Origin of the sequence: Pseudomonas sp. BJa5, assembly GCF_030272875.2 — a bacterium.
Taxonomy (GTDB): Bacteria; Pseudomonadota; Gammaproteobacteria; order Pseudomonadales; family Pseudomonadaceae; genus Aquipseudomonas.
The window spans coordinates 124,824-148,652 of the sequence record NZ_JALRNG020000009.1; the positions used below are offsets into that span (position 1 = coordinate 124,824).

Below are 23,829 nucleotides of genomic sequence, written 5' to 3' on the forward strand. Positions count from 1 at the left end.
TCTTGCAATGCCGGCAGCCTATTGTTTGACCCAGGCAGCGTCCAATCGAAAGTTATGACAGGGTGATCGGAACCGTCTATCACGCCTGCAAGCCACGAATCACAAGGGCTCCAGGCGGTGATAGAGCGTTCTTATCAACCGGTCACTAAAAGCAATTTGACGCTGCAACAGCCCCCTGCCTATCCTCGCCCAACAGAGTTGTTACTCCCCCTTTCATGCAGTGGATAAATCGACGAAAGTCAGTTTAAGAGGTTATGGCAGTCGTGAATAACGCCAATACAGAACTGCTCGACGGGTTCAGTCGAAAAATCGATTATTTGCGCATGTCGGTTACCGACCGCTGCGACTTTCGCTGCGTTTACTGCATGGCCGAAGACATGCAATTCCTGCCGCGCCAGCGTCTGCTGACCCTGGAAGAGCAATACCAGATCGCCGAGCGCTTCGTCGCCATGGGTACCCGCAAGATCCGCCTGACCGGTGGCGAGCCGCTGGTGCGCCGGGGCGTCGTCGATTTTTGCGCACGGCTGGCCGCCCTGCCGGGCCTGCGCGAGCTGTGCATGACCAGCAACGGCTCGCAGCTCACGCGCCTGGCCAAGCCGCTGTTCGACGCCGGCCTGTCGCGCCTGAACATCAGCCTCGACAGCCTCGACAGCCAACGCTTCAAGGAACTGACCCGCACCGGCGACCTGGCCCAGGTCATCGCCGGCATCGACGCCGCCCGGGCCGCCGGCTTTCGCCGCACCAAGCTCAATTGCGTGGTGCTCAAGGGCCGCAACGATCACGAGGTCATCGACCTGATCCGCTTCGCCATCGACCGTGAGCTGGACATCTGCTTCATCGAGGAAATGCCCCTGGGGATCATCAGCGAACACCAGCGCAGCGAATCCTACTGCTCCAGCGATGAGGTGCGCGCCCGGATCGCCGAGCATTTCACCCTGATCGAGTCGGCCGAATCGACCCAGGGCCCGTCGCGCTACTGGCGCCTGGCCGAAGCGCCGCACATCCGCCTGGGCTTTATCTCGCCTCACAGCCACAACTTCTGCGGCAGTTGCAACCGCGTGCGCCTGACCGTCGAGGGGCGCTTGCTGTTGTGCCTGGGCAACGAGCACTCCGCTGACCTCAAGCACGTGCTGCGCGCCCACCCGGGCGACAGCGAGCGGCTGGAAAAGGCCATCCGCAGCGCCATGGCGCTCAAGCCCTACCGCCATCACTTCGAGGTCGATGGCGAGGTGCAGATCCTGCGCTTCATGAACATGACAGGAGGCTGAGGAACGCCCATGGTCGTCCATCCCAAACCCAACCTGCTCAATGTGCTGGTCGCGCTCAAGGGCTCGATCGCCAAGCGCGTGGCCCGGCGTACCCTGATGGTCGCGCTGCTGGCTTCGCTGATCGTGTTGCTGGAGAACCTGCACCCGGCGTTCTTTTCCCGGGTCAACGCCACGCCCTTCACCCTGCTCGGGATCTCCCTGTCGATCTTCATGAGCTTTCGCAACAACGCCTGCTACGACCGCTGGTGGGAGGGCCGCAAGGCCTGGGGCCAGGTGATCATCGAGGTGCGCTCGTTCATTCGCGAAAGCGTGGTGATCAGCGACAAACGCCGCAGGAGCGCCCTGTTGATGAGCTTGTGCGGATACGCCCATGCGCTCAACGCAAGGCTGCGCAACGAAGACGAAGTGGCGGCGGCCAGGCAATGGCTGCCAGAGGCCAACAGCCTGCCGGCCTGGAACGTCAGTGACGGTATCCTGCAACTGGCCGGGGCGCAGTGTTCGGCGCTGGCCAGCAGCGAGCAGATCAGCGAATGGCGTTACGTGACCCTGGAGCAGCGCCTGAAGGGGCTGTCCGAAGCCCAGGCGGTGTGCGAGCGGATCAAGGCCACGCCGCTGCCCTTCCCTTACACCCTGCTGCTGCACCGCACCATCTACATGTTCTGCGTACTGCTGCCCTTTGCCATGGCCGAGCCGCTGGGCTGGCTGGCGCCGCTGTTCACCGCCATCGTCAGTTACACCTTTTTCGGGCTGGATGCGATCAGCGACGAACTGGAAGATCCGTTCGGTCGCGATGAGAACGATCTGCCCACCGATGCGATGGTGCGTACCATCGAACGCGAGATCCTCGGCGCGCTGGGCCACACCGACCTGCCTTCGCCGCTGGTACCGGTCGACTTCATTCTGACTTGAGCCAGATTGCCTGAGGCCCCTCAGGCACCGCTTGCCCACCCCCTTTACCTGACACCCCCACGCCGCGAGCGCAACGAACGCTCGCGCGCCTTCGCGTGCCCGCTTCACCGCGTCATCCATAAGGAGCAGTCCCCATGAAACGTTGCACCCTGTCCCTGGCCGTCGCCCTGGGCGCGAGCCTGGCCCACACCTGTGCCAGCGCCGCCGGCTTCATCGACGACAGCAAGGCCAGCCTGACCCTGCGCAATTTCTACATCGACACCGACAACCGCAATGGTGCTGCCGCACCCAGCAAGCAGAGCGAATGGGGACAGGGCTTCCTGCTCAACTATGCCTCCGGCTACACCCAGGGCACGGTCGGTTTCGGCGTGGACGCCCTGGGCTTGCTCGGCGTGCGCCTGGACGGCGGCGGCAAGGCCGGCAAGCCGGGCATCGAACGCCAGCCGGGCACGGTGTTCCCGCTGGCGCATGACGGCACGGCCACGGACAACTTCAGCAGCCTGGGCCTGACCGCCAAGGCGCGGTGGTCGAAGACCGAGCTGCGTTATGGCACCCTGCTGCCGAAACTGCCGGTGGTGGTCTACAACGATGCGCGCTTGTTGCCCCTGACCTACCAGGGCTCGCAGGTGACCTCCGGCGAGATCGACAACCTGAGCCTGACCGCGGGCCAGCTGGAGCACACCCGCGGGCGCAACTCCACGGACTGGCGCGCCCTGAGCATCGCCGGCGCCAATGGCAGCAGTGCGAGCGCGCGCGACAGCAATCACTTCTACTTCGCCGGCGCCGACTACAAGACCGCCAAGAACCTGCTGTTGCAGTACTACTACGGTGAGCTGGACAACTTCTACCAGCAGCACTTCGTCGGCCTGGTGCACAGCCAACCGCTGGGGGGCGGCACGCTCAAGAGCGATATCCGGGTATTTATCAGCACGGCGGACGGCAACAACGCCAGCAGTGCCGGCCGTGCAGACGGTTACCTGAGCAGCGGTTACTACGGCAATGGCGTCAAGCGTGGTGAGGTGGACAATAACGTCTACAGCGGGATGTTCACCTATAGCCAGAACGGCCATGGCCTGGGCGCGGGATATCAGGTGTTGACGGGCCAGAGCGACTTTCCCTACCTCAATCGTGGCGATGGCGAAGGCACCAGTACCTACCTGGTCACCGATGCGCAGTTGCTCAAGTTCAACCGGGCCGGTGAACGCACCTGGCTGGCTCGCTACACCTACGACTTTGCCGCTGCCGGCGTTCCGGGGCTGGGCTTGAGCCTGCTGTACCTGAATGCCGACGATATCAGTGGGCGTGGTGTGGATCGGGGTGAGTGGGAGCGCGATGTGGCCCTGAGCTACGTGATCCCCTCGGGGGGATTCAAGGGGCTGGGGCTGACCTGGAAGAACACCAGTATGCGCAGTGGTCTGCCTGCGGATACCACGCCAGGGGTTGCCAGTCAGCGTGACCAGGATGAGAACCGGCTGATCGTCAGTTATACGCTGCCGTTGCTGTAAACAATCTCTCCACGAAACCCAGGGGGCTTTGAACCTTGGGTTGGGTTGCTGAGGATGCGAGCATATCCATTCGATGTGGCGAGGCTGCCGGCCCCTTCCGCCCTTACGGCGGGTCCCTTTTGTCTTGGCAAAAGGAACCAAAACCGCTCGCTCCTGCATACGGCCCTACGCTGCGCTCCGGGTCCCCTCGCTACGGTGTCCTCCTGAAGTCGCGAAGTTACGGGCGGCGCCTGCACTGACGCATCTTCGAGAGCAGAGTCTGGCGCAGCCAGGCTGACGCCATCGCGGGGCAAGCCCGCTCCCACTCTTGCTCTTGATTTTGATGCGCGTTGTTTCAGGCGCCGCAGGGCGTGGCGTCTCTCGCGTTCCAGGGCATTTCGAATTTCCGGCAGCTTTACCTGCCGAAAAGTGTCAACCATCTCCCCGCACACCTGTCCACCCTGTGTCCGATCCATACACAAAGCCAAAGTGCGTAACGGCCCGCTCTTGCTCTTGCTCTTGCTCTTCATGCACGTCAGTTCAGGCGCCGCAGAATGCGACTTCAGGAGGCCGAGTGGAGGTGCCTGTAGGGGCGTGCGCAGCACCTTCGGCGTAGCCGAAGAACGCGAGCCGTAGACTTGGCGAAGCAAGTCGTAGGCCGCGTGGCCCCGGAGGGCGCCGGAGCGAGGGGACCCGGAGCGCAGCGCAGGGCCGGATGCAGGAGCAAGCGGTTTTGCCTACTTTTCCCAAGAGAAAAGTAGGCCGCCGTAAAGGCGGAAGGGGCCGGCAGCCTCGCCACATCGAATGGATAAGCTCACAAAGCCAAACCCTGGCCGATCAATGAGACCTACCCGGACTGACCAAACAGGCAAAGGAAATGAAATCGAGCCGCTCACCGGATCTGAAGGTCTTTCCGCGAGGCACTTCGAGCACACCGTCAGCCTCGACGGCACTGAGCAAAGTCCCCGAACTCTGGCTGGCCTGCAACACCGCGCGCCCCTGCTCGACCCGCACCCGCAGGTACTCCTGGCGATTGCCCGCCTTCGGCCAGTCGAACCCCGCAACCACAGGCACACGCAAGGGTTCGACCTGCTCCACCCCCATCCGCCGCAGCAAGTAAGGCCGGGCCAGCAACAGAAAGGTCACCAGCGCGGAACCGGGATTACCCGGCAAGCCTATGAACGGCACAGTGTTGATCAAACCAAAGGTGAACGGCTTGCCAGGCTTGATCGCCAGCTTCCACAGTTTCACCTCCCCGCCTTCGCGCAAAAAGCTGCCGATACAGTCGGCATCACCGACCGACACACCGCCGCTGCTGATGATCAGGTCGGCACCGGCGGCCTGATCGAGCACCGCACGAACCAACGGCAGCTCGTCCCTGACCGCACCAAGGTCGATGACATCGCAGCCCAGCCGGCGCAACAACGTCCTGAGCACGATCCGGTTGCTGTCATGAATCTGCCCAGGCGCAAGCGTCGCGCCTGCCTTCGCCAGCTCATTGCCGGTCGACAACAGTGCCACCCGGGGTTTGCGCAGCACCGCGACGCGGTCTATCCCCTGCGCCGCCAGCACGCCCAATGCCACCGGCCCGAGCACGGTCCCAGCGGCAAGCAGCGGCGCGCCGACGCCAATCTCCTCGCCCTGTACACGGATGTTCGCCCCAAAAACCAGGGGCACCGTCGATGACACACGACCGTCAGCATCAACCCGGCAGTTCTCCTGGAGCTGCACACAGTCGGCGCCCTGCGGAACCGGCGCGCCGGTAAAGATCCGCGCACAGGTGCCCGGCGCCAGTGGTTCAGGGGACGTACCTGCAAAAATTGTCTGTGATACCGGCAAAGGCTCGCGCTCGGCCTCCGCCAGCCTGAACGCATAACCGTCCATTGCGCTGTTGGACCAGGGCGGCGAATCGGTCCTGGCCACAAGGTCATGGGCCAGTACGCGCCCATCGGCATCCTCCAGGCACACCTGATCCACAGCCTCCAACGGGGCCTGCGCCGCCAGCTGCAGCAACTGGCCCAGCGCCTGGTCCACGGCGAGCAAGGGGCTGGCCTTCATTGACGCGACTCGCAGGCGTTGCCGGGCTTGAGGTGGGCGACGAAGTTGCAGGGCCGATGCCGCGCATCCAGTTGCTCGACGAGGATGCCTTCCCAGGCCGTGCGACAGGCGCCGGTAGAGCCCGGCAGGCAACACACCAGGGTGCCGTTGGCCATGCCGGCCAGGGCGCGGGTCTGCACCGTCGAGGTGCCGATATCCAGGATCGACAGCGCGCGGAACAACTCACCGAAGCCGTCGATGTGCTTGTCCAGCAGACAGGCCACCGCCTCGGGGGTGCTGTCGCGCCCGGTAAACCCGGTGCCGCCGGTGATCAGCACCACCTGCACCTGCTCGTCGGCGATCCAGGTCGCGACCTGGGCGCGGATCTTGTACAGGTCGTCCTTGAGTAAGGTACGGGCGACCAGCCGATGGCCCATTTCCACGGCACGACTGGCCAGCAGCTCGCCGGAGGTATCGGTCTCGAAGGTTCTGGTATCGCTGACGGTCAAAACCGCGATGTTCAGCGGAACAAATAGCGCATCCAGTTTGATGCTCATGTAAACCTCTGCTGTGCGACTGTTAATTGCAGGGAAACTAGAGACAATTAAAATCCGCGTCCAATCGACAGTTTCAAACACCCCATCGAACCGCTCTATCGAGACAGTTGAAAGTGCCGCTATCGACCCCGTCTATCATCCGTTAATAAATACCCATTGGACGCCTGGAATACTTCGCTATAACGTGCAGCAACTTGCAAGTTCATGGGCTAGTTCAGCGGTCAGGGCGATGGCCCAAGACACGCGCTATGCTTGAAACGCCCGTTTATGCCTTCCATTTCTTCAGCCAGGCCGTGCCATGGATATCAAACAGCTCAAATTCCTCATCGCGCTGGACCAGACCCGTCATTTCGGTCAGGCCGCCGCGCTGTGCCACATCACCCAGCCGACCCTGTCGATGCGCCTGCGCAACCTGGAAGATGAGTTGAACCTGGTGCTGGTGACCCGTGGCCAGCGTTTCGAGGGCTTTACCGAGGCCGGCGAGCGCATCCTGGGCTGGGCCCGCACGCTGCTGGCCGCCTATGACGGGCTGCAGGCCGAAGCCGCCAGTTGCCGGGGGCAGATAGTCGGGAGCCTGCGCGTGGGCATGGTGCCGCTGTCGAGCTTCAACCCCATGCAGTTCCTCCAGCCGCTGGCCCAGCGCTACCCGGAGCTGCAGTTCCAGCTCAGTTCCCTGAGCTCTGAGCAGGTCACCGACGGCCTGAGCCGCAACCAGCTCGACCTGGGGATCTGCTACCTGGACCAGATCAACACCGCCTATTTCGATGTGATCGAACTGGGTTCCACCAGCATGGGCCTGCTGTACGACACCCGGCATTTTGAGTTCGAGCAACCGGAGCTTTCGTGGGAAGCGCTCGGCGAACTGCCCCTGGGGCTGCTGTCGCAAGGCATGCATTACCGCCAGTCGGTGGACCTGAGCTTTCGCAGCCGTGGCCTGAACCCGCTGACGGTGCTGGAAAGCGACTCCACCTACCAACTGATCCAGGCCGTGTGCGCCGGCATGTGCTGCGCGATCATGCCGCTGCAGTACGGCCTGGAAGAATTGAGCGAGCACATCCGCATCCTGCCGATCTCCAGTGCCAGCGTACACGCCCCCATCGGCTTGCTGCTGCGCCGGACCGAACCGCGTTCGGCACTGGCGGAGAAGTGTTTTGCCGAAGTGAAAGCCATGCTTGGCGAACAAGGTTAATACCGCCTTAGTTAAACTTCGAGACACTAACAACTTCGCCCTGATTGAAACCTCATATTGCCTGATCAAAGCAAGCGATTGGACGCGCCTGGGGTTCTTCGTAGCCGGCAATTACTCGCCGTAGTTGCACAGCATTAAACTTGAATAACGTTCGGCAGTCTGTTTCCAGGCTGCCACGGAGTGTCAATGAACCAACCGTTTGAACCTGCACCGGCCCTGACCCATCTGGACAGTCGCGGCAATGCCCATATGGTCGATGTGACCGACAAGTCCGAGACCCGTCGCGAGGCCATGGCCGAAGCCTGGGTGAGGATGAAGCCGGAAACGCTCAACCTGATCAATGCCGGTGGCCATCCCAAGGGTGACGTGTTCGCCGTGGCGCGGGTGGCCGGCATCATGGCGGCCAAGCGCACCCATGAGCTGATCCCGCTGTGCCATCCGCTGCTGCTGACGGCCATCAGCGTCGAGTTGAAGGCGGTGACACCGGACTCGGTACGCATCGTTGCCACCTGCAGCCTCAAGGGCGTCACCGGGGTGGAGATGGAGGCCCTGGCTGCCGCCAGCATCGCCGCGCTGACGCTGTACGACATGTGCAAGGGTGTCGATCGCAGCATGCAGATCGACTGGGTGCGGCTGCTGCGTAAAGCCGGCGGCCGCTCGGGACTTTATCAGCTGGAGCAAACGCCATGATTCGCCTGCAGTACTTCGCCCGCTACCGCGAGCAACTGGGCCTGGAGGGCGAGTCGCTGCCCTGGCTGCCGACCCTGACCGACCTGCGGGCCTTGCGTGAGCTGCTGGTCAGCCGCGGCGCAGTCTGGGAGCAGACCCTGGGCCAGGCCAACCTGATGTGCGCACGCAACCAGGAACTCTGCTCGCTGGACGAGCCCTTGTGCGATGGCGACGACATCGCCTTCTTTCCGCCAGTGACCGGGGGCTAGCATGGCCATCACCGTCCAGCACAAGGCGCTCGACTGCAACCGCCGGATCGAGGCACTGCGCGCCCGTGCCCGGGGCCTCGGCGCCCTGGTGACCTTTACCGGTTACGTGCGCGACCTGGGGCTGACGATCACCGGTGTCAGCGAATTGTTTCTCGAACATTATCCCGGCATGACCGAAAAGAGCCTGGAGAGCATCGTCACCGCCGCCCGCCAGCGCTGGCAGCTGCTCGATGTCGAGGTGGTCCACCGGGTCGGCAGCATCGCCGCCGGGGAACCGATCGTGCTGGTCGGCGTCGCCAGCCTGCACCGCCAGGAAGCGTTCGAGGCCTGCGCCTACATCATGGATCAGTTGAAAACCTGCGCGCCGTTCTGGAAGCGTGAGCAGAGCCGCGACGGTGCTCGCTGGGTGGATGCCCGCGAGAGCGATGTGCAGGCGGCGGCGCGCTGGTTGTCGTCGGCGCTTCTGGTCAGCCAGTAGCAGCTGCGCCTGCGGGATGCTATCACTGCATAATCAGAACAACGCCGGAGATCGCCATGCGTCGCGTAGACAGGCATTGCATCTGCACGGCCCTGGCACTCGCCATGGCCACCAGTGGCGTACGGGCCGACCTTCCCGTCGATGAAATAGGTGCGACGGTGCTGCCGTTCCCGCCCGATCCGCACCGTGTCTACATTCTTGACGTGGACTTCAAGAACCCCATCGCCGGCCGCGTGGTGGTGGTCGATCCCAAGCAAAAGCGCATGCTGGGCATGACCACCAACGCCTTTGTCGCCCCCACCGCCCTGAGCCCGGACAACAAGACCCTGTACTCGGCCAACCTGTTCTACTCCCGCGGCTCCTACGGCGAGCGCACGGACGTGCTGGTCGCCTGGGACACCCAGACCCTGCGCCCCACCTGGGAGGTGGTGCTGCCCGGCAAACGCGCTTCGGTGCTGACCGAGAAATACGCGCTGGGGATCAGCGCCGACAACCAGCTGGCCTATATCTTCAACCTGACGCCCTCGACCTCGGTCACGGTGGTCAACACCCAGAGCAGGAGCGTCGCCGCGGAAATCGACATCAGCGGTTGTGTCCTCAACTACCCGGTCGGCACGCGCGGCTTTGCCTCGCTGTGTGGTGACGGTCAGTTGCAGGTGGTGACCCTGGATGACCACGGCCAGGAAACGGGCCGAACCAGGACGCCGTTTTTCGACCCCGACAAGGTGCGCCTGAATGAACGCGCCATCGCCAATGGCGATACCTACTACTTCACCAGCACCGACGGCGAGATCCTTCCGGTCAGCTTCGCCGACGGCAAGACCACGCCCCTGCCCACCTGGTCGCTGGTCAGCGAACAAGAACGCAAGCAAGGCTGGGCGCCCGGCGGCTGGCAGGTCCTGGCCCTGGCCCCGAGACTGGACCGACTCTACGCACTGATGCACGACCAGCACAGCGACGGCAAATGGGAAGACCCCGGCACCACGATCTGGGCCTTCGACCTGAAGACCGGCAGGAAGGTCGGCGTGCTCGAATCGCCCAAGCCGGTCTGGAGCCTGCAGGCGAGCAGTGACAAGGCGCCTATTCTTGTGGGTACCGACCTGGAAGGGGGCGTGCAGTTCTTCGATCTGACCACCGGCAAGCATAGCGGTGCCATGGACAAGATCGCCGACACCCCGATACTGACCCTCAGCCCCTGGTAAGCGGGAGGCCGCGGATGCTCGATCCTGTACTCGTGACGGCCAGCAGCACGGTGCTGGCGGCGCTGCTCGCGGGCGCCGCCTGGCATAAAGTGCGCGACTGGCAGGGTTTCACCCGGATTGTCCACGCCTATGAGCTGCTGCCGGGGTTCCTCGCACCGGCCGCCACCGCGATCCTGGCGATCAGCGAACTGGCCCTGGCGTCGGCCCTGGTGCTGGGGGCCTGGCGCCCTCAGGCGGCGATCGGTGTAATCCTGTTGATGGCGCTGTACGCCAGCGCCATCGGCCTGAACCTGTGGCGCGGCCGCCGCGGCATCGACTGTGGCTGCGCCGGCCCCGGTGCCAGGCAACCGCTGCGCCCGGTGCTGCTGTTACGCAACCTGGTCATCGCCCTGCTCGCCGTGGTCGCGGCCAGCTCCGCCAGCGAGCGCGTCCTGGATGCCCTGGATATTTTCGTGGTGATCGCTGCCAGCGCCGTGGCGCTGCTGATCCACCTGGCAGTGGATGGCCTGCTCGCCAATCAGCCACGCCTTGCTGACTTTTCTGGACGCTAGCCCATGGAACTGCTCATTGCTTCGAACATCCTGCTCTGGCTGTTGCTGATCGCAGTTGCCTTCACCGTCATGGCCCTGGTCCGCCAGATCGGCGTGCTGCACGGCCGCATCGCGCCGGCTGGCGCCCTGATGGTGGACAAAGGCGTGGCGGTCAACGACCCTGCGCCGAGGGTCACCGCCGCCGACCGCCAGGGACGTGCGGTCACTATCGGTTATCGCAGCGACCGTGCCCAGCTGCTGTTCTTCCTGGCGCCGGGCTGCCCGGTGTGCAAATCCTTGCTGCCGGCAGTCAAATCCATTGCCAGGGACAATGCCGGTGAACTGCAAGTGATCTACATCAGCGATGGCGACATGGCCGAGCAGCAAACCCTGATTGAAACCCATCAACTGCACAACGCCACTTACGTGGTCGGCCCCGAGATTGGCATGACCTACCAGATCGGCAAGCTGCCCTACGCGGTGTTGGTCGACCCGGCCGGCGTGCTGCGCGCCAAGGGCCTGGTCAACTCCCGCGAGCATCTGGACAGCCTGCTGGAAACCCGGCATCTGGGCAGCGCCAGCCTGCAGCACTACTTGCACGGCCAGCCGGTGGCCGACCCTGGCAATCACCGCGCCCACCCTTGACCGTGGAGCATGACCATGAACTTCATCGACAAACTGTTCGAACGTTCCACGCGTCATGTCGCCGATACCACCTCACGCCGACACCTGCTGGCACGCCTGGGCTCGTTCCTGGTGGTCGGGGTTGCCCTGCCGGTACTGCTGCCGATTGACCGCACGGCCAGGGCGCTGGCGTCCGAGCAGCCGAAGATGGGCGACCCGGGCGACCCGACCCGTTGCGACTACTGGCGCAATTGCTCCATCGACGGCTTCCTCTGCTCGTGCTGCGGCGGTTCGGTGACCGCCTGCCCACCGGGCACGGACGTCTCGCTGGTGACCTGGATCGGCACCTGCCGCAACCCGGCCGATGGCAAGAACTACATCATTTCCTATAACGACTGCTGTGGTAAGCATGCCTGCGGGCAGTGCACCTGCACCCGTAACGACGACGAGCAACCACTCTACCGGCCCTTCAACAACAACGACATCAACTGGTGCCTGGGGGCGCAATCGAAGGTCTACAACTGCACGATCACCGTCATTCGTGGCGTGGCCGTGTAGGCCATGACCGCGTCCAAGGGCCTTGCGGCACTGCTGCTTGCCTGTGTGTCGCTGCCCTGCGCCCAGGCAAGGACGCTGCCCGTCCCCGATCAGCGACCGACGCCGGGCAATGAAGCCCCGCCGCTGCCGATTGCCCGGGCGGCCTACTCGACGCCGGTCAACTATCTACTGCAGTGCGCCGGCTGCCACCTGGACCGTGGCCAGGGCTCGGCACAGAACGATACGCCGCGCCTGGAGGGCTTCGTCGGCAACTTTCTCAAGGTCGAGGGTGGCCGTGAGTTCCTGGTCAGGGTGCCGGGCGTTTCCCAGTCGGCGCTCAATGACCAGCAGGTCGCCGACCTGCTCAACTGGCTGCTGGACCGCGACGGCATGGCCGGCAGCAGTACGCCGGAGCACTGGCAGCGCTACACGGCGCAGGAAGTCGGCCGGCTACGCAGCCAGAGCATGCTTGACCTGCCCAAGGTCCGCCGGGGCTTGATCCAGGCGCTGCGGGCCCAGGGCATCGTCATCGACGACGGCCTCCGGCACTGACGCCTCAGGTCGCCGCACCTTCATCCTACCCGGTGTTCCCAAATGTTGCGTCGCCGGGAAACACCCGCGCGCCTGACGCTACATTTTGAAGCGACGCTCACAGGTTTCTGCCGTGCAAAAGCCGGCACGAATGCTTCAAGCCAAAATATTAATTCTTTTAAAACAAGACCTTGATTGGAAAACACTAACCTGTCGCCCGGCCTTTGGCGCGATTATTGCTTGAATATTCAAGTGAATAGTGTCGCATACCCCCATTCCAAGAGTCGCCAAAGCGATCGGTTTGCAGATTTCCCACGAGGCATCCATGAATCACGCACCCCGTTTTACCACTGACAACTTCCACGCCTGGATGCACCAGGTCAACGAAGCCTGCGGTCACTTCAACGGACGAAAGCTTGACCAGGGATTTTGCGGTCATCTCGACAAGCGCCAGGTAGGCCAGATCTCCCTGAGCTTCGTTGACATGACGCAGGTGAACCTGTTTCGTGGGCGTCAGGAAATCCTGGCCAGTGGTGCCGACAACTACTACGCCGTGCTGCAGATCGCCGGTACCTCGCGCATCGAACACCAGGACGCGCGCATCGAACTGCAGCCCGGCGACCTGACCATCATCGACGCCAGCAAACCGCTGGACATGCACTTTCACCAGCAATCCCGGCAGCTGTCCATGATCCTGCCGCGCGCCCAGGTACAAAGCAGCACCCGCGGTATCGCCGTCCAGTGTGGCAGACGCCTGTGCGCACAAACGCCGCTGGCCACGCTGGCCGGGCAAATGATGCTGGAGACCGGGCGGATGCAGCAGCTGGCGGTTCCGGAAAGCCAGGCGGTGCTCGACGCGCTGGTCACCCTGTTACGCCCCGGCATTGCCCAGGACTCGGTATCCGGCAGCCACGAACGCCTGTTCCAGAAAGCCGTGGCCTTGATCGACCAGCGCATCACCTGCGACGAGCTCACGCCGGAGGTCATCGCCCGGGAGGTGGGGATCTCCATGCGCAGCCTGTATCGGGTGTTTTCCAAGCGCGGGCTGGTCATCGCCCAGTACATCCGCAACCGCCGCCTGGACTTTTGCGCCGAGAGCCTGCGCAACCCGGCGATGGACCAGAAAGTGTCCTCGCTCGGCTACGCCTGGGGCTTTTCCGACTCCAGCTACTTCAGTACCGCGTTCAAGGGGCGTTTTGGCATGACCCCCGGCGAGTACCGTAAATGGCACGCCAGCAAGGCGGCCTGACAGGCACAACAAACGGCCTGGCAGGCAGCACACAACCCGGCATTGGCCACGGGCGCACAATCGCCCGTGTCGCCTTCCAACAATAAGCAGCCTGTAGCTGCATTCAGCCACAATCAGGAACCGTGTGAGATGTCGAACGTCGTACGCAGCAAATTCGCAATCCCCTTTGTGCTGGCCTCCCTGGCCATGAGCAGCCAGTTGGCCCTCGCCAGCGAATGCGCCGCACCGCAACGCGAGCAAGGCGAACATCTGTTCGCCCGTGACTGCGCAGCGTGCCATACGGCACAAAAGGACGGCCCGACCCTGATGGGCCCCAACCTGCACGGTGTGATCGGGCGCACGCCAGGCACCCTGCAGGGCGTCACCTATTCCCAGGCGATGAAGTCGCAAAAGGCGGCCTGGACCGCCCAGGGCGTCGCCGCCTTCATCGAACAGCCCCAGGCTGCCGTTCCCGGCACCTACATGCCCTATGCCGGCATGGCCGATGCCGGCGAGCGCCAGGCCGTGACGTGTTTCCTGGCAGGGATCAAGTAAGGGCCCGACAAGGGCCAGGCTTACCTGGCCCGCGAATAGCCCCAGGCCCGGGGGCTCCGCCTCACCTCAATCTTTTTCCGGCACCGGCAACGGTGCTTCACTGTTCCATGGGCCGGTGGGGCGGCTGAACAGGTTCTCGGTCTGGAAATGGGCCATGCGCCATTGGCCCTCTTCACAGGCGAAGCGTACCCTCAAGCGCGCGGCATTCAGGTGCGACGCCCCGTCGGCAAAAGTGCTGGTCTGCAGCATCACCCATTGCCCCACGCCGATCTCCCCCTCCATCTCGATGACCTCGCTGGTCAGGAAATGCACATTCAGGGCAAAGTGCGCCGGCGTCTTCATGTAGGTGGCGAACATGGCGCCGATGGCCTCCCGGCCCCGGTAGCCGCCGAAACTGGCCGCATACTTGGCGCCCTTCCCCTCCCATACCGCGTCACGGGTGAACAGTCCGGCCAGCTCGTCGATCGGCGTGTCGGCATCGAGCCTGTCGCACAGTGCCATATAGCGATTGATGCAGACCCGTATGGCCTGCTGGCTTTCAAACACCTGCAGGCGCGCCTGCAAATCGGCGATCTCGGTCATGCAACGTCTCCTTTACCAGGATCGGGGCCGCGCAGTGCCGGCCCCAGGGAGTGGTGCCCATCAAGGGGTCGGCTTGCCCGCGCCATAGAGGTTCAGCAGCAAGCGTTCGGCGATCGCCAGCAACTGCGCGTCGGCGCCCTTGGCCGCTACCAGCTGCAAGCCCACCGGCAGCCCTGATTCACTGCCCAGTGGCAGGGTCAGCGCCGGGTGGCCGGACAGGTTGAACGGGCGCACCAACGAGGTCATGCCCAGCACCGCCCGGGTGTCGGCGGCCTCTTCCAGGCGCAGGGGGAAGTCCGGCAGGGTCGGCAGTGCGATGACATCGTAGCTCGCCAGTGCTTCATCGACTTCGGCGGTGAAGGCCTGGCGCACGGTTTCGGCCTCGGCCAGCGCGCTGTCGCTGGTCTGCCCGGCCGCCGCCAGGCGACCGGCGATGTCGGCGCCGACCTGTTCGGTTACCAGTAAATGGCCACAGGCGTCATGGGTTTCGCGGTTGATCACCACCATGCCGGCTTCATAGGCTGCCCGAAAGTGCTGGAAGCTTACGCTGCCCAGTGGCAGGCCGCTGGCACTCAAAGCGCCGAATACGGCCCGTTGGATCTGCGCTTCGGCGGTCACGTGCAGTACACCGATACGGGCGCTGTCGGGCACCGGCGCCGGCACGAAGCCCGGATCGATCATGCTCATGGCCCGCACCAGCATCGGCAACGAGGCCGCCAGCGGGCCAACGCAGTCGAGGCTGGTGCGCGCCGGCATCACACCCTCGCGGCTGACCCGACCAAAGGTCGGCTTGAGGCCGAACACGCCACAGCAACAGGCCGGTACGCGCACCGAGCCACCGGTATCGGTGCCGAGGCTGAAATCGGCAAGGCCGGCGGCAACCGCCGCCGCCGAACCACTGGAAGAACCGCCCGGAATGCGCCCGGGATAGCGCGGATTGGCCGCGGTGCCGATGTAGTGATTGATCCCGGTGGTGCCGAAGGCCAGTTCATGCAGGCTGACCTTGCCGGTCAGGCGTGCGCCGGCGGCCAGCAGGTGGCTCACCACCCTGGCATGCTCCACCGCTACCGGTGCCGCCTCCAGCGCACGGCTGGAGGCTCGGGTCGCCACGCCGGCGACATCGATGGTGTCCTTGACCACCACCCGGGGGCCGTTGCCCCCCAGGTCGAGGGTCTGCACTATGATGGTCATGCTTTCTATCCCCTTGGCAGAATCGCTGCCGGACGTGGCGCCGGCACTCGACTTGGTTTTAAACTTGAAATGTCAGGTGAATATTCAACTAGTTGTGATGGCTTTTCTGATCGCTTCATGGTCTGATTCGCCGCACTGTCGTTGTAGCCAATTCGCCGGGCCGTCCCAGATGGCGCGACCAACTCCGCACAAGTAAGTGAATCGATGAGCAACTCGAAGAAGCAAGGCAAGAGCCATTACGACCCCGCCAGCGAAGAGTTTCGCAAGGAAGATTTCCCCTTTTACTGGCTGGCCCGGGCGCATGGCCGCTACACCCAGAACATGGAGCGCCTGCTCAAGAAGGTCGACCTCGATGTGCCACGCTGGCGTGTCCTGTGGATCCTCAATGAAAACGGTGAGTCGAGCATTTCGGAAATCTCCACCCATGCCATCGCCAAGCTGTCGACCATCACCAAGATCGTCTACCGCATGAAGGACGACGGCCTGGTCGATACCGCGCCGAGCCTGGAAGACGGCCGTGTCACCCAGGTACGCATCACCGCGCAGGGCCTGCAGACCATCGAGCGCATGCAGGACGTCACCCGCGAGTTGTTCCAGCGCAGCTTCAAGGGCCTGACCGACGCGCAGGTGCAACGCCTCAACCGCATGCTTGAAGTGGTATTCCACAACCTCGAAACCCTGTAAGTGCCGGTCGTGTGCTGCGCCTGCCTGGATGAAAATGCCCAGGGAGCCACTGGGCAAAAAGGCACACGCACGTCATTCAGCAGGCCTTGGAGGCTTCGCACACCCGGTGGTAGGCACGGTTGAAGTACACCAGGCCCTCCTCGGCACCGCTGTAGCGAATGTCCTGGACCTCACAGTAGAAGATGCTGTGCGAGCCGATCTCGTGCACCTGGGCAATACGGCAGTCGAAGTTCACCAGGGCCTCCAGCATCACCGGCGCGCCGCTTTCCAGTATGCTCCAGCTTGTGGTGGCGAAGCGCTCGTCCATGCTCAGCGCCTTGTTGGCGAACGAGCCGGACAAGGCCTGGTGGGACCCCGCAAGCACGTTCACACACAGGGTGCCGTTGGCCTTGAAGTGGGCATTGGAGTTCGATGCACGGTTCATGCACACCAGCAAGGTCGGCGGTGAGTCGGTCACGCTGCACACCGCCGATGCGGTAAAGCCGAAGCGACCGGCAGGGCCATCGGTGGTGATGACCGACACTGCCCCGCCGAGCATTGCCATCGCGTTGCGAAAACTGGCTACCTCTACCATGGTCATTCTCCTCAGATATCCAGCACGAGTTTCTTGGATTTGGCCCGCGAGCAACACACCAGCATCTGGTCGTTGGCGGCTTTTTCTTCGTCGGTCAGGTACACGTCGCGGTGATCGGGCTCGCCTTCGAGGACATCGCACAGGCATGTACCGCAGACCCCTTGCTCACAAGAGATCTCGATCTTGATGCCGACCTGCGCCAGGGCGTCGAGGATGGTCTGGCCCTCGGCCACCTGCACGGTCTTGTTGCTGCGTGCGGCGACCACTTCAAAGCCCTCGCCACTGGCGTCCACCTCGACCTGGAAGTACTCCTTGTGAATGTGGTCCTCGGCGTAGCCCTGCTGCCGGGCCCCGGCCATCACCCAGTCCATGAAACCCGACGGGCCGCAGGTGTACATATGGCAACCGCGGGTCCCCGGGCCGAGCACCCTGGCCAGGTCCAGACGCTGCTCGACGGCCTCGTCGTCGAAGTGGGTAAACACCTTCGCCGCGAACGGCGCGTTGCGCAGTTCATCCATGAAGGCGCTGCGCTCGCGGGAGCGGCCGCAGTAGTGCAACTCGAAGTCGGCGCCCTGCTGATGCAGGGTATGGGCCATGGCGATCATCGGCGTGATGCCGATGCCACCGCCCAGCAGGATCGAACGGCTGGCATCCGGGGTCAGCGGGAACAGATTGCGCGGGGCGCTGATCTGCACCTGGCGGCCTTCGAGCAGCAGGTCGTGGACGCCGATCGATCCCCCGCGCGAGGCCGGGTCCTTGAGGACACCCAGGCGATACACCCGAGCGTCGGCCGGGTCGCTGCACAGCGAGTACTGGCGCACCAGGCCAGGGGCGATATGGATGTCGACATGGGCGCCGGCCTCGAATGCCGGCAGTTCGGCGCCGTCGCTATGGGCCAGGTCGAGGACGGCGACGCCATCCCCTTGGATCTCGCGCTTGCGCACCACTACGTTCAACAATTGTTCATTCATGACGGGTGTCCCGTATTACGACAGGGGGCGGCCAGGCGCCCCGAACTATGATCAGCGCATGAACAGGCCGCCATTCACGTCCCAGGTCGCCCCGGTGGTGAAATAGGCTTCAGGCCGTGCCAGCTGGACAATCAGGTCACCGATGAAGTCGGCATCGCCCAGGCGTTGCACCGGAATATTGGCCAGCAGGCCGCTCATGCGTTCAGCCGGCACCGCCGCCTGCACCGCGGGTGAATCGATCGGCCCCGGGGCAATGGCATTGACGGTCACGCCGCGACTGGCGAACTCCTTGGCGAAGATCTTGCTCAAGGTGACAATGGCACCTTTGCTCGCCGCGTAATGTGCGCCCGTGGCGGTGCCGCCGTTCTGCCCGGCCAGCGAGGCCATGTTGATGATGCGTCCGTAGCCGGCCTCGGCCAGGTGCGCACCCAGTACCTGGCACCCGAGGAACACACTGCGCAGGTTGAGCCCGACCACGGCATCGAATTCCTCGGGGCTGATCTGCATCAACGGCGTGGTTTTGGTCACTGCGGCGTTGTTGACCACCACATGCAGTGCGCCGAAGCGGGCAAGCACCTGTTCAAGGGCCTGCTCGAAGTCCTGCTTGCTGCCGACATCGAGTTTCAGTGCCAGGGTCCTGCTGCCTTGCGCATCCAGTTGCGCGGCCGCGGCCTGGGCGGCCTGCAGGTCACGATCGGTGATCACCACCGCAAAGCCTGCGGCCAGCAGCCTTGCGCAAAAACGCATACCCAGTCCCTGGGCCGCGCCGGTAACCAGTGCAATGTGGTTCATGGCCGCGTCCTCAGAGGATGTAGCCGATGCCGGCAAGGGCATCGTCACTGTTGATCAGGCTGACCACCTTGCGCTCGATCCTGAAGCCGCCTTCGGCGCGCACCAGTTCGTACACCAGGTCGGCGCTGTAGTGCTTGAGGCTTTCCTTGCGAAACTCGCGCAGGTTCTGCGCGCAGCGCACGGTGACGTTGACGCCGTCGTCGACCAGCACGCGAAAGCGCGAGAGCGTGCGCACGGTACGCGGTTGCGGGCTGGTGGAAATGGACTCGCCGCCGATCAGCCGCTGCACGCGCAGCTGGCGCATGTGATGGTCGTCGTAGGCGTAGTTCAGGGTATTGGCGTAGTCGGTTTCCCTGGGGTTGATCGGGATGATGTAGGTCCCCTTGGCCGTCCACAGGTTCAGCCAGGTGTCGTACTCGCCATGGTCGAGCATGTCGCCTTCCTGCCAGATGAAAGCGGTGACTTCTTGCAGCAATTGCAGGTTCATAAGGTTCTCCACACTCAGGCCGACATCATCTTTTTCCACTGCTGGTAGGCGCCGCGCATGCCGGTTTCGGCACTGACGTCGGAAATCCGCCCATCCTCGCTCGCGGTCTCGCCCGGCAAGCCGCGGTTGAGCATGATCCACAGCTCTTCGCCGGCGTTGGCGCCTTTCTGCACGCGCTCCCAGGCTTCGGAGTCATCCGGTGTGCCAAAGCCCATCGGGCCCTGGAAGTGCTCGTGCAGGCGCAGGCGGTAGCGGTTGGCGGCGGCCGGGCCGTCTTTCATGGTGATCACCGAGTGGTGGATCTCGGTCTCGTTCACCGAAATCGGTTGCAGCACCCGGAAGAACGCCATCGAGCAGGCGATGTTGGGGAACAGGTTGAGGTTGAAGCCCGAGCCACCCACCGCACGGACAATGCGCCGCACTTGCTGCTCCTCGATGCCTTCGTCGCGCAGTTCGGCCGCCAGCGACTCGAAACGCTCCGGGATCGGCTTGTCGAGGTCGGCTTCCAGGTCGACCAGCTCCGGGATCATCACCATCACGCTGTGACCGTTGCCCAGGTCCTCGACGTAGCCGGGGCCTTTGACGAAGTCGAACAGCTCCAGGGTCTGTTCGTCGACCGACGACAGGAAGCTCTTGTGCACCAGCGGGAAGTGGTAGGCGTCGGTGGTGTTCTCCAACTGGATCTTCCAGTTGCCGGGGAAGCGGAAGCGATGCTCGCCGGGCACATTGATGCCGTAACCGGCGCCCTGCTTCATGAACAGGTCCATCCACTTCTTCGCCGCACCGAGGAAGTCCTGCAGCGGTTCGATGTCGTCCTTGAAGGTGGCGAAGATCATGCCGGCGTAGCTTTCCACGCGCAGGCTGACCAGCGGCAGTTCGGACTTGTCCAGGCAGTCGCCATAGCTTTCCGGGTGCGGAATGCCGCGCAGCGAACCGTCCAGGGCATAGCCCCAGCCGTGGTACGGGCAGACGAAGCTGTTGGTCTTGCCTTTCTTGTGTTCGCAGACAGTGGCACCGCGGTGACGGCAACGGTTGAGCAGGACATGAATGTCCTTTTTCCGGTCACGTACGACAATCACCGGCTGCTTGCCGATGTAGGCGGTCTTGTAGCTGCCCGACTCGGGGATTTCGCTCTCATGGGCGACCCAGATCCAGGTGCTGTAGAAGATCTTTTCCAGCTCGGCGTCGAACAGCGCCGGGTCGGTGTACAAGGACGTGTGGACGCGATCGGCCTTTACCAGGTCGGCAGGGTCGACCGCCAGATTGATGGCGGGAATCAGGTTGGTCACGGAACGCTCCTTGCCAGCTGCTACGGCTGGCAGTCTTGGATACTCGGTGGGCAGCCCCGGGTTGCGGGGCCGGCCTGGTTCAATTGCGCTGGATGATCAGTTCGCGGCCGACACGGGCCTCGACCTTGGCGTAGCGCCACAGCTTGTAAGGGCCATCGCCCACCGCCGTGGTGCGGAACAGGTTGCAGGCGGCGTGCACCGTTTCGATATCGGCGACATCGGCCAGCAGGTAGGTGGTCCAGGGGAAGCCGTCGGACGGGCCGACCATGCTCTGGTCGTCGTCCATGTTGCCCAGCACCTGCACGCCGGCCAGGTCATGGATGCCGTTCCACATCTCGCTGAACGCTGCCCACACCTGCAGTTGCTCGTCACGCGGGGCGTCGAAGAAGTTCTGGTTGATGCCCATGCAGAACAGCACGCGCAACGTCTTTTTAGTGGTCATGAGAAAATCCTGACAGTTACAGATAGCCCGGAAGGGGCTGCTTTCCAAAGAACATCGCGCCAGCGTTCTGGTAGGTGGCATCGCCCATGAAGGCGTGCTGGGTCACTACCTGCGCGTCGTTGACGCAACGGGCCAGCGGGCTGTCGTTATAGATACCGGTCATGCCCGAGAGCATCTGCGCGGTACGCGCCACGTCTGCGGCGACCCGCGCCGCGTGGGTCGACGACAGGCGCAACAGGTTGGTGACCTCGACCGGCACCGGATCGCCGGCCAGCACGTGTTCCCAGGCACGCTCGATGGATTCATAGAAGAATGCCCGGGCCGAGCGCAGCGCGGCCTCGGCCTTGGCGATATCCACCTGGGCCAGGGGGCGGTCGGCCAGCGCCGGGGCGCCGGTCACGGAGATGCGCCCGCTGGCCATGCCGGACAGTTCGTCCAGGGCGGCACGCGCGACCCCAAGCCCGACCACTGACAGCACCTGGGTGGCGAAGGACAGCGACGGATAGCGGAAAAAGGCTTCGTCCAGGTTGGCTTTGCCACCGCGCACGAAGGTCCACTCCTCGCCCACCAGCACATTCTCGACCACCAGGTCGTGGCTGCCGGTACCCAGCAGGCCGACGGTGTCCCAGGTTTCCTCGATGCGCGCAGCTTCGCGCGGCATCACCGCCAGGCGCGGCAGGTCCAGCTTGTCGCCGTTGCGCGGGGCAATGCCGACGCCAACGATGTCAGCGCCCATCGATCCGCTGGAGTACTTCCAGCGGCCATTGACCTTGAAGCCGCCCGGCACCACCTCGGCAGGCTGCGGCGGGAAGATGCCGCCGGCAAACACGATATCGGGGCTCTTGCTGTAGATGCCGGCGATGGTCTGAAGCGGCAGCGCTGCCAGGTACACCGGACTCATGCCGAAGCTGGCCACCCAGCCGGCAGAGCCATCGGCATGGGAAATACATTCGATCATTTCGCAGAATTCGGCGGGCGAGCACTCCAGCCCGCCGAAGCGCCGTGGCACCAGGGCGCGGTAAACGCCGTGGGCTTTGAACGCATCGATCACATCGCGGGAGATGTGCCGCTGCCGATCGAACTCACCCGAACGGGCACGATCACGAACGCCTTCGAGCAAGCTTTCGAAGGCAGGGCCAGAAGCAAGCGCAGACGCTGGCGCTGAACGCAGGCAAAGCGAATCCATAGACTGTCTCCGTCTCAGGTACGGTTGGAACTAATTGGCGGTAGGGAACGTGCCGCTTCCCTGGAAGGAACGGGCATCACCGCGAAGCGGTGGCGAGGTGGCTGCACTGGCCTGTGGCAAGCGCCAACCACTCGGGATGGAGTGCGTTGGATCGGGCGGCATGATCTGTCTCTCTTGTTTTGGTGCCGATGGGCAGAATTTGCGATTTATTACGTGAATTGTCAATTGATTTTTCACGATATAAATCACGCTTGAAAGGCGTTCAAAAATTTCGCAAAACAATGCATTAAAGCGGTGATTAAACGTTTCTTGTCCGATTTTCACCAGAACATCTCTTACTTTTTCATTTGCTCATAAAGAGCAAAAGCAGTAAAAAACTATCGCGATATCACTAAATAAACAGACAAAAATAATCCGACAGCACAGCAAAAACGCCAGGCCTTGGCAGATCCGCAACGGCATGCCTCCCACGCCGCCAGACAGCCGACGCGGGGCACCGCCGTGGAAGACCTGATTCACCCTCAGCACAAGGGTGAAAACGCGGCCGGCAAATAGACCATCGAGCTCATTTTCTGCAGCTGTGGCGCCGAGTTCTGCGGCGGCCATACGCCCTCCTTCACCGCCCGGGTACGCACGTCCAGGCGTTGCTCCAGGGTCGCGTACGGCCAGATGTGCAAGTAGCGCGGCACGCGCCCGCTGGTGGCATAGAACGCCGCGAACACCTGGGAGTAGCCCTGCTCCGTGCGCGGACCGATTGCATCGCGCCAGCCTTGCAAGGTGGGCGCCAGGCCCGAGGTCACCAGGTCGTACTCGCGCAACTCGTAGAACGGACCGTGCGCACCTGGCGGCAGCGGCTCAAGGAAGGGAAACAGGCGGTAGTCGTCCATGTGCTGTTCGAGAATGTATTCACCGATGCCGAATGCATCGCTGGCCGCCAGCACCCGCTCACGTTCGGCCGCTTGCACCTGCACACTGGCAAAGCGGCGCAGCACCGCGATGGTGTTCTGCGGGCCGATCTCGGATAGCCAGCAGCCCATCAGCTCAACGCCCTCGAGCGCGTCCTGCAAGGCTGCCTGCAGGCGTGGCAAGGCGTGCGCCGGGGTGCGTACGCGCAAGGTGAAACGCAGCAGTTCGTAGCGGTCCACACGGGGTGTCGTGCGGCTATTGCCGTGGTGTGTATCGGACATGGCTTTACCTCTGTTGAAAAAGAACGGTGCTTCACGCAATCCTGGGGACCAGGATCTTTGGGCTTGGGTGTAGAGGTGGATTGCTGCGTACGGCCCTACGCTGCGCTTCGGATCCCTTGTGTCTTTGTGGGAGCGGGCTTGCCCCGCGAAGCGCTATGGCTGACACACCGCTATCGCGGGGCAAGCCCGCTCCCACAGGCGCCTGCACTGACGCATCTTCGAAATCAGATTGTGGCGGAGCCAAAATGAGTACCGCCCTGCTCTTGCTCTTCATGCGCGGTATTTCAGGCGCCGCAGAACGCGACTTCAGGAGGCCGAGTGGAGGTGCCTGTAGGGGCCGTGCGCAGCACCTTCGGCGTAGCCGAAGAACGCGAGCC

At 63.4% G+C, this 23,829-nt stretch carries 28 protein-coding genes; 15 read left to right on the forward strand and 13 right to left on the reverse strand.

The window, feature by feature from the left end; all coding sequences use genetic code 11:
* Positions 1–254: 254 nt before the first annotated feature.
* From moaA to M2D63_RS07720, 3 genes are all read left to right on the forward strand, one after another.
* Positions 255–1,268, forward strand: coding sequence for a GTP 3',8-cyclase MoaA (gene moaA, locus M2D63_RS07710; RefSeq protein ID WP_285862256.1), 1,014 nt, complete (start codon positions 255–257; stop codon positions 1,266–1,268).
* Between the two features lie 9 nt (positions 1,269–1,277).
* On the forward strand, positions 1,278–2,177 hold the full coding sequence (locus M2D63_RS07715; RefSeq protein ID WP_285862257.1) for a bestrophin family protein: 900 nt from the start codon (positions 1,278–1,280) through the stop codon (positions 2,175–2,177).
* A 134-nt stretch (positions 2,178–2,311) separates the two neighbouring features.
* Positions 2,312–3,682: an OprD family porin gene (locus M2D63_RS07720; RefSeq protein WP_285862258.1), complete on the forward strand. Its 1,371-nt coding sequence runs from the start codon at positions 2,312–2,314 to the stop codon at positions 3,680–3,682.
* 816 nt (positions 3,683–4,498) lie between these two features.
* Here the strand turns inward: M2D63_RS07720 and glp are convergent.
* Positions 4,499–5,719, reverse strand: coding sequence for a gephyrin-like molybdotransferase Glp (gene glp / locus M2D63_RS07725; RefSeq protein WP_285862259.1), 1,221 nt, complete (start codon positions 5,717–5,719; stop codon positions 4,499–4,501).
* Entirely contained in the window at positions 5,716–6,255 is a 540-nt protein-coding gene (gene moaB / locus M2D63_RS07730; RefSeq protein WP_285862260.1) for a molybdenum cofactor biosynthesis protein B, read from the reverse strand. The genes glp and moaB overlap by 4 nt, the downstream gene beginning before the upstream one ends.
* Before the next feature lie 298 nt (positions 6,256–6,553).
* Between moaB and M2D63_RS07735 the strand changes: the two genes are divergently transcribed.
* The 11 genes from M2D63_RS07735 (at position 6,554) to M2D63_RS07785 (ending at position 14,067) form a co-directional block, all read left to right on the forward strand.
* Entirely contained in the window at positions 6,554–7,444 is an 891-nt protein-coding gene (locus M2D63_RS07735) for a LysR family transcriptional regulator (RefSeq protein WP_285862261.1), read from the forward strand.
* A 186-nt stretch (positions 7,445–7,630) separates the two neighbouring features.
* The gene (moaC, locus tag M2D63_RS07740) at positions 7,631–8,134 is read left to right on the forward strand and encodes a cyclic pyranopterin monophosphate synthase MoaC (protein ID WP_285862262.1); all 504 of its coding nucleotides are present in this window, start codon (positions 7,631–7,633) and stop codon (positions 8,132–8,134) included.
* Entirely contained in the window at positions 8,131–8,382 is a 252-nt protein-coding gene (locus tag M2D63_RS07745) for a MoaD/ThiS family protein (RefSeq protein WP_285862263.1), read from the forward strand. Before moaC ends, M2D63_RS07745 begins: the two co-directional genes overlap by 4 nt.
* A gap of 1 nt (position 8,383) precedes the next feature.
* A complete protein-coding gene (gene moaE / locus M2D63_RS07750) occupies positions 8,384–8,860 on the forward strand; it encodes a molybdopterin synthase catalytic subunit MoaE (RefSeq protein ID WP_285862264.1) in 477 nt (158 codons plus the stop codon).
* A 56-nt stretch (positions 8,861–8,916) separates the two neighbouring features.
* Complete coding sequence (locus tag M2D63_RS07755; protein WP_285862265.1) at positions 8,917–10,062, forward strand: amine dehydrogenase large subunit; 1,146 nt, start codon at positions 8,917–8,919, stop codon at positions 10,060–10,062.
* 14 nt (positions 10,063–10,076) lie between these two features.
* Positions 10,077–10,613, forward strand: coding sequence for a MauE/DoxX family redox-associated membrane protein (locus M2D63_RS07760; RefSeq protein ID WP_285862266.1), 537 nt, complete (start codon positions 10,077–10,079; stop codon positions 10,611–10,613).
* Between the two features lie 3 nt (positions 10,614–10,616).
* A complete protein-coding gene (gene mauD / locus M2D63_RS07765; protein ID WP_285862267.1) occupies positions 10,617–11,237 on the forward strand; it encodes a methylamine dehydrogenase accessory protein MauD in 621 nt (206 codons plus the stop codon).
* A 15-nt stretch (positions 11,238–11,252) separates the two neighbouring features.
* On the forward strand, positions 11,253–11,774 hold the full coding sequence (locus M2D63_RS07770) for a methylamine dehydrogenase light chain (protein ID WP_285862268.1): 522 nt from the start codon (positions 11,253–11,255) through the stop codon (positions 11,772–11,774).
* 3 nt (positions 11,775–11,777) lie between these two features.
* Positions 11,778–12,305 carry a cytochrome C gene (locus M2D63_RS07775; RefSeq protein WP_285862269.1) on the forward strand — a complete coding sequence of 176 codons (528 nt, stop codon included), beginning with the start codon at positions 11,778–11,780 and terminating at the stop codon, positions 12,303–12,305.
* A gap of 304 nt (positions 12,306–12,609) precedes the next feature.
* The gene (gene feaR / locus M2D63_RS07780) at positions 12,610–13,533 is read left to right on the forward strand and encodes a transcriptional regulator FeaR (protein WP_285862270.1); all 924 of its coding nucleotides are present in this window, start codon (positions 12,610–12,612) and stop codon (positions 13,531–13,533) included.
* 129 nt (positions 13,534–13,662) lie between these two features.
* Positions 13,663–14,067, forward strand: a complete 405-nt coding sequence (locus M2D63_RS07785; RefSeq protein WP_285862271.1) for a cytochrome c family protein — start codon at positions 13,663–13,665, stop codon at positions 14,065–14,067.
* A 66-nt stretch (positions 14,068–14,133) separates the two neighbouring features.
* On the opposite strand, the gene M2D63_RS07790 is transcribed toward M2D63_RS07785, so the two are convergent.
* Positions 14,134–14,649 (reverse strand): nuclear transport factor 2 family protein, encoded by a 516-nt coding sequence (locus M2D63_RS07790; RefSeq protein WP_285862272.1) that lies wholly within the window; start codon positions 14,647–14,649, stop codon positions 14,134–14,136.
* Between the two features lie 60 nt (positions 14,650–14,709).
* Positions 14,710–15,840 (reverse strand): amidase, encoded by a 1,131-nt coding sequence (locus M2D63_RS07795; protein WP_285862273.1) that lies wholly within the window; start codon positions 15,838–15,840, stop codon positions 14,710–14,712.
* A 204-nt stretch (positions 15,841–16,044) separates the two neighbouring features.
* Between M2D63_RS07795 and M2D63_RS07800 the strand changes: the two genes are divergently transcribed.
* Positions 16,045–16,524: a MarR family winged helix-turn-helix transcriptional regulator gene (locus M2D63_RS07800; RefSeq protein ID WP_285862274.1), complete on the forward strand. Its 480-nt coding sequence runs from the start codon at positions 16,045–16,047 to the stop codon at positions 16,522–16,524.
* Between the two features lie 76 nt (positions 16,525–16,600).
* On the opposite strand, the gene M2D63_RS07805 is transcribed toward M2D63_RS07800, so the two are convergent.
* The 9 genes from M2D63_RS07805 to M2D63_RS07845 form a co-directional block, all read right to left on the reverse strand.
* Positions 16,601–17,098, reverse strand: coding sequence for a flavin reductase (locus M2D63_RS07805; protein ID WP_285862275.1), 498 nt, complete (start codon positions 17,096–17,098; stop codon positions 16,601–16,603).
* A gap of 11 nt (positions 17,099–17,109) precedes the next feature.
* Positions 17,110–18,069: a PDR/VanB family oxidoreductase gene (locus M2D63_RS07810; RefSeq protein ID WP_285862276.1), complete on the reverse strand. Its 960-nt coding sequence runs from the start codon at positions 18,067–18,069 to the stop codon at positions 17,110–17,112.
* 51 nt (positions 18,070–18,120) lie between these two features.
* Entirely contained in the window at positions 18,121–18,861 is a 741-nt protein-coding gene (locus tag M2D63_RS07815; protein ID WP_285862277.1) for an SDR family NAD(P)-dependent oxidoreductase, read from the reverse strand.
* Positions 18,862–18,871: 10 nt separating this feature from the next.
* Complete coding sequence (locus M2D63_RS07820) at positions 18,872–19,348, reverse strand: aromatic-ring-hydroxylating dioxygenase subunit beta (RefSeq protein WP_285862278.1); 477 nt, start codon at positions 19,346–19,348, stop codon at positions 18,872–18,874.
* A 14-nt stretch (positions 19,349–19,362) separates the two neighbouring features.
* Positions 19,363–20,637 carry an aromatic ring-hydroxylating dioxygenase subunit alpha gene (locus M2D63_RS07825; protein ID WP_285862279.1) on the reverse strand — a complete coding sequence of 425 codons (1,275 nt, stop codon included), beginning with the start codon at positions 20,635–20,637 and terminating at the stop codon, positions 19,363–19,365.
* A gap of 79 nt (positions 20,638–20,716) precedes the next feature.
* Positions 20,717–21,079, reverse strand: a complete 363-nt coding sequence (locus M2D63_RS07830) for an IacB protein (protein WP_285862280.1) — start codon at positions 21,077–21,079, stop codon at positions 20,717–20,719.
* A gap of 16 nt (positions 21,080–21,095) precedes the next feature.
* Positions 21,096–22,265, reverse strand: a complete 1,170-nt coding sequence (gene iacA, locus M2D63_RS07835; RefSeq protein ID WP_285862281.1) for an indole-3-acetate monooxygenase — start codon at positions 22,263–22,265, stop codon at positions 21,096–21,098.
* 30 nt (positions 22,266–22,295) lie between these two features.
* The gene (locus tag M2D63_RS07840) at positions 22,296–22,589 is read right to left on the reverse strand and encodes a hypothetical protein (protein ID WP_285862282.1); all 294 of its coding nucleotides are present in this window, start codon (positions 22,587–22,589) and stop codon (positions 22,296–22,298) included.
* 197 nt (positions 22,590–22,786) lie between these two features.
* On the reverse strand, positions 22,787–23,452 hold the full coding sequence (locus tag M2D63_RS07845; protein ID WP_405309396.1) for an NIPSNAP family protein: 666 nt from the start codon (positions 23,450–23,452) through the stop codon (positions 22,787–22,789).
* Positions 23,453–23,829 lie beyond the last annotated feature (377 nt).

Bases quoted from the DNA above. Each gene is read 5' to 3' on its own strand.
- moaA (WP_285862256.1), top strand. From the start codon at position 255: ATGGCAGTCGTGAATAACGCCAATACAGAACTGCTCGACGGGTTCAGT.
- M2D63_RS07715 (WP_285862257.1), top strand. From the start codon at position 1,278: ATGGTCGTCCATCCCAAACCCAACCTGCTCAATGTGCTGGTCGCGCTC.
- M2D63_RS07720 (WP_285862258.1), top strand. From the start codon at position 2,312: ATGAAACGTTGCACCCTGTCCCTGGCCGTCGCCCTGGGCGCGAGCCTG.
- glp (WP_285862259.1), bottom strand. From the start codon at position 5,719: ATGAAGGCCAGCCCCTTGCTCGCCGTGGACCAGGCGCTGGGCCAGTTG.
- moaB (WP_285862260.1), bottom strand. From the start codon at position 6,255: ATGAGCATCAAACTGGATGCGCTATTTGTTCCGCTGAACATCGCGGTT.
- M2D63_RS07735 (WP_285862261.1), top strand. From the start codon at position 6,554: ATGGATATCAAACAGCTCAAATTCCTCATCGCGCTGGACCAGACCCGT.
- moaC (WP_285862262.1), top strand. From the start codon at position 7,631: ATGAACCAACCGTTTGAACCTGCACCGGCCCTGACCCATCTGGACAGT.
- M2D63_RS07745 (WP_285862263.1), top strand. From the start codon at position 8,131: ATGATTCGCCTGCAGTACTTCGCCCGCTACCGCGAGCAACTGGGCCTG.
- moaE (WP_285862264.1), top strand. From the start codon at position 8,384: ATGGCCATCACCGTCCAGCACAAGGCGCTCGACTGCAACCGCCGGATC.
- M2D63_RS07755 (WP_285862265.1), top strand. From the start codon at position 8,917: ATGCGTCGCGTAGACAGGCATTGCATCTGCACGGCCCTGGCACTCGCC.
- M2D63_RS07760 (WP_285862266.1), top strand. From the start codon at position 10,077: ATGCTCGATCCTGTACTCGTGACGGCCAGCAGCACGGTGCTGGCGGCG.
- mauD (WP_285862267.1), top strand. From the start codon at position 10,617: ATGGAACTGCTCATTGCTTCGAACATCCTGCTCTGGCTGTTGCTGATC.
- M2D63_RS07770 (WP_285862268.1), top strand. From the start codon at position 11,253: ATGAACTTCATCGACAAACTGTTCGAACGTTCCACGCGTCATGTCGCC.
- M2D63_RS07775 (WP_285862269.1), top strand. From the start codon at position 11,778: ATGACCGCGTCCAAGGGCCTTGCGGCACTGCTGCTTGCCTGTGTGTCG.
- feaR (WP_285862270.1), top strand. From the start codon at position 12,610: ATGAATCACGCACCCCGTTTTACCACTGACAACTTCCACGCCTGGATG.
- M2D63_RS07785 (WP_285862271.1), top strand. From the start codon at position 13,663: ATGTCGAACGTCGTACGCAGCAAATTCGCAATCCCCTTTGTGCTGGCC.
- M2D63_RS07790 (WP_285862272.1), bottom strand. From the start codon at position 14,649: ATGACCGAGATCGCCGATTTGCAGGCGCGCCTGCAGGTGTTTGAAAGC.
- M2D63_RS07795 (WP_285862273.1), bottom strand. From the start codon at position 15,840: ATGACCATCATAGTGCAGACCCTCGACCTGGGGGGCAACGGCCCCCGG.
- M2D63_RS07800 (WP_285862274.1), top strand. From the start codon at position 16,045: ATGAGCAACTCGAAGAAGCAAGGCAAGAGCCATTACGACCCCGCCAGC.
- M2D63_RS07805 (WP_285862275.1), bottom strand. From the start codon at position 17,098: ATGGTAGAGGTAGCCAGTTTTCGCAACGCGATGGCAATGCTCGGCGGG.
- M2D63_RS07810 (WP_285862276.1), bottom strand. From the start codon at position 18,069: ATGAATGAACAATTGTTGAACGTAGTGGTGCGCAAGCGCGAGATCCAA.
- M2D63_RS07815 (WP_285862277.1), bottom strand. From the start codon at position 18,861: ATGAACCACATTGCACTGGTTACCGGCGCGGCCCAGGGACTGGGTATG.
- M2D63_RS07820 (WP_285862278.1), bottom strand. From the start codon at position 19,348: ATGAACCTGCAATTGCTGCAAGAAGTCACCGCTTTCATCTGGCAGGAA.
- M2D63_RS07830 (WP_285862280.1), bottom strand. From the start codon at position 21,079: ATGACCACTAAAAAGACGTTGCGCGTGCTGTTCTGCATGGGCATCAAC.
- iacA (WP_285862281.1), bottom strand. From the start codon at position 22,265: ATGGATTCGCTTTGCCTGCGTTCAGCGCCAGCGTCTGCGCTTGCTTCT.
- M2D63_RS07845 (WP_405309396.1), bottom strand. From the start codon at position 23,452: ATGTCCGATACACACCACGGCAATAGCCGCACGACACCCCGTGTGGAC.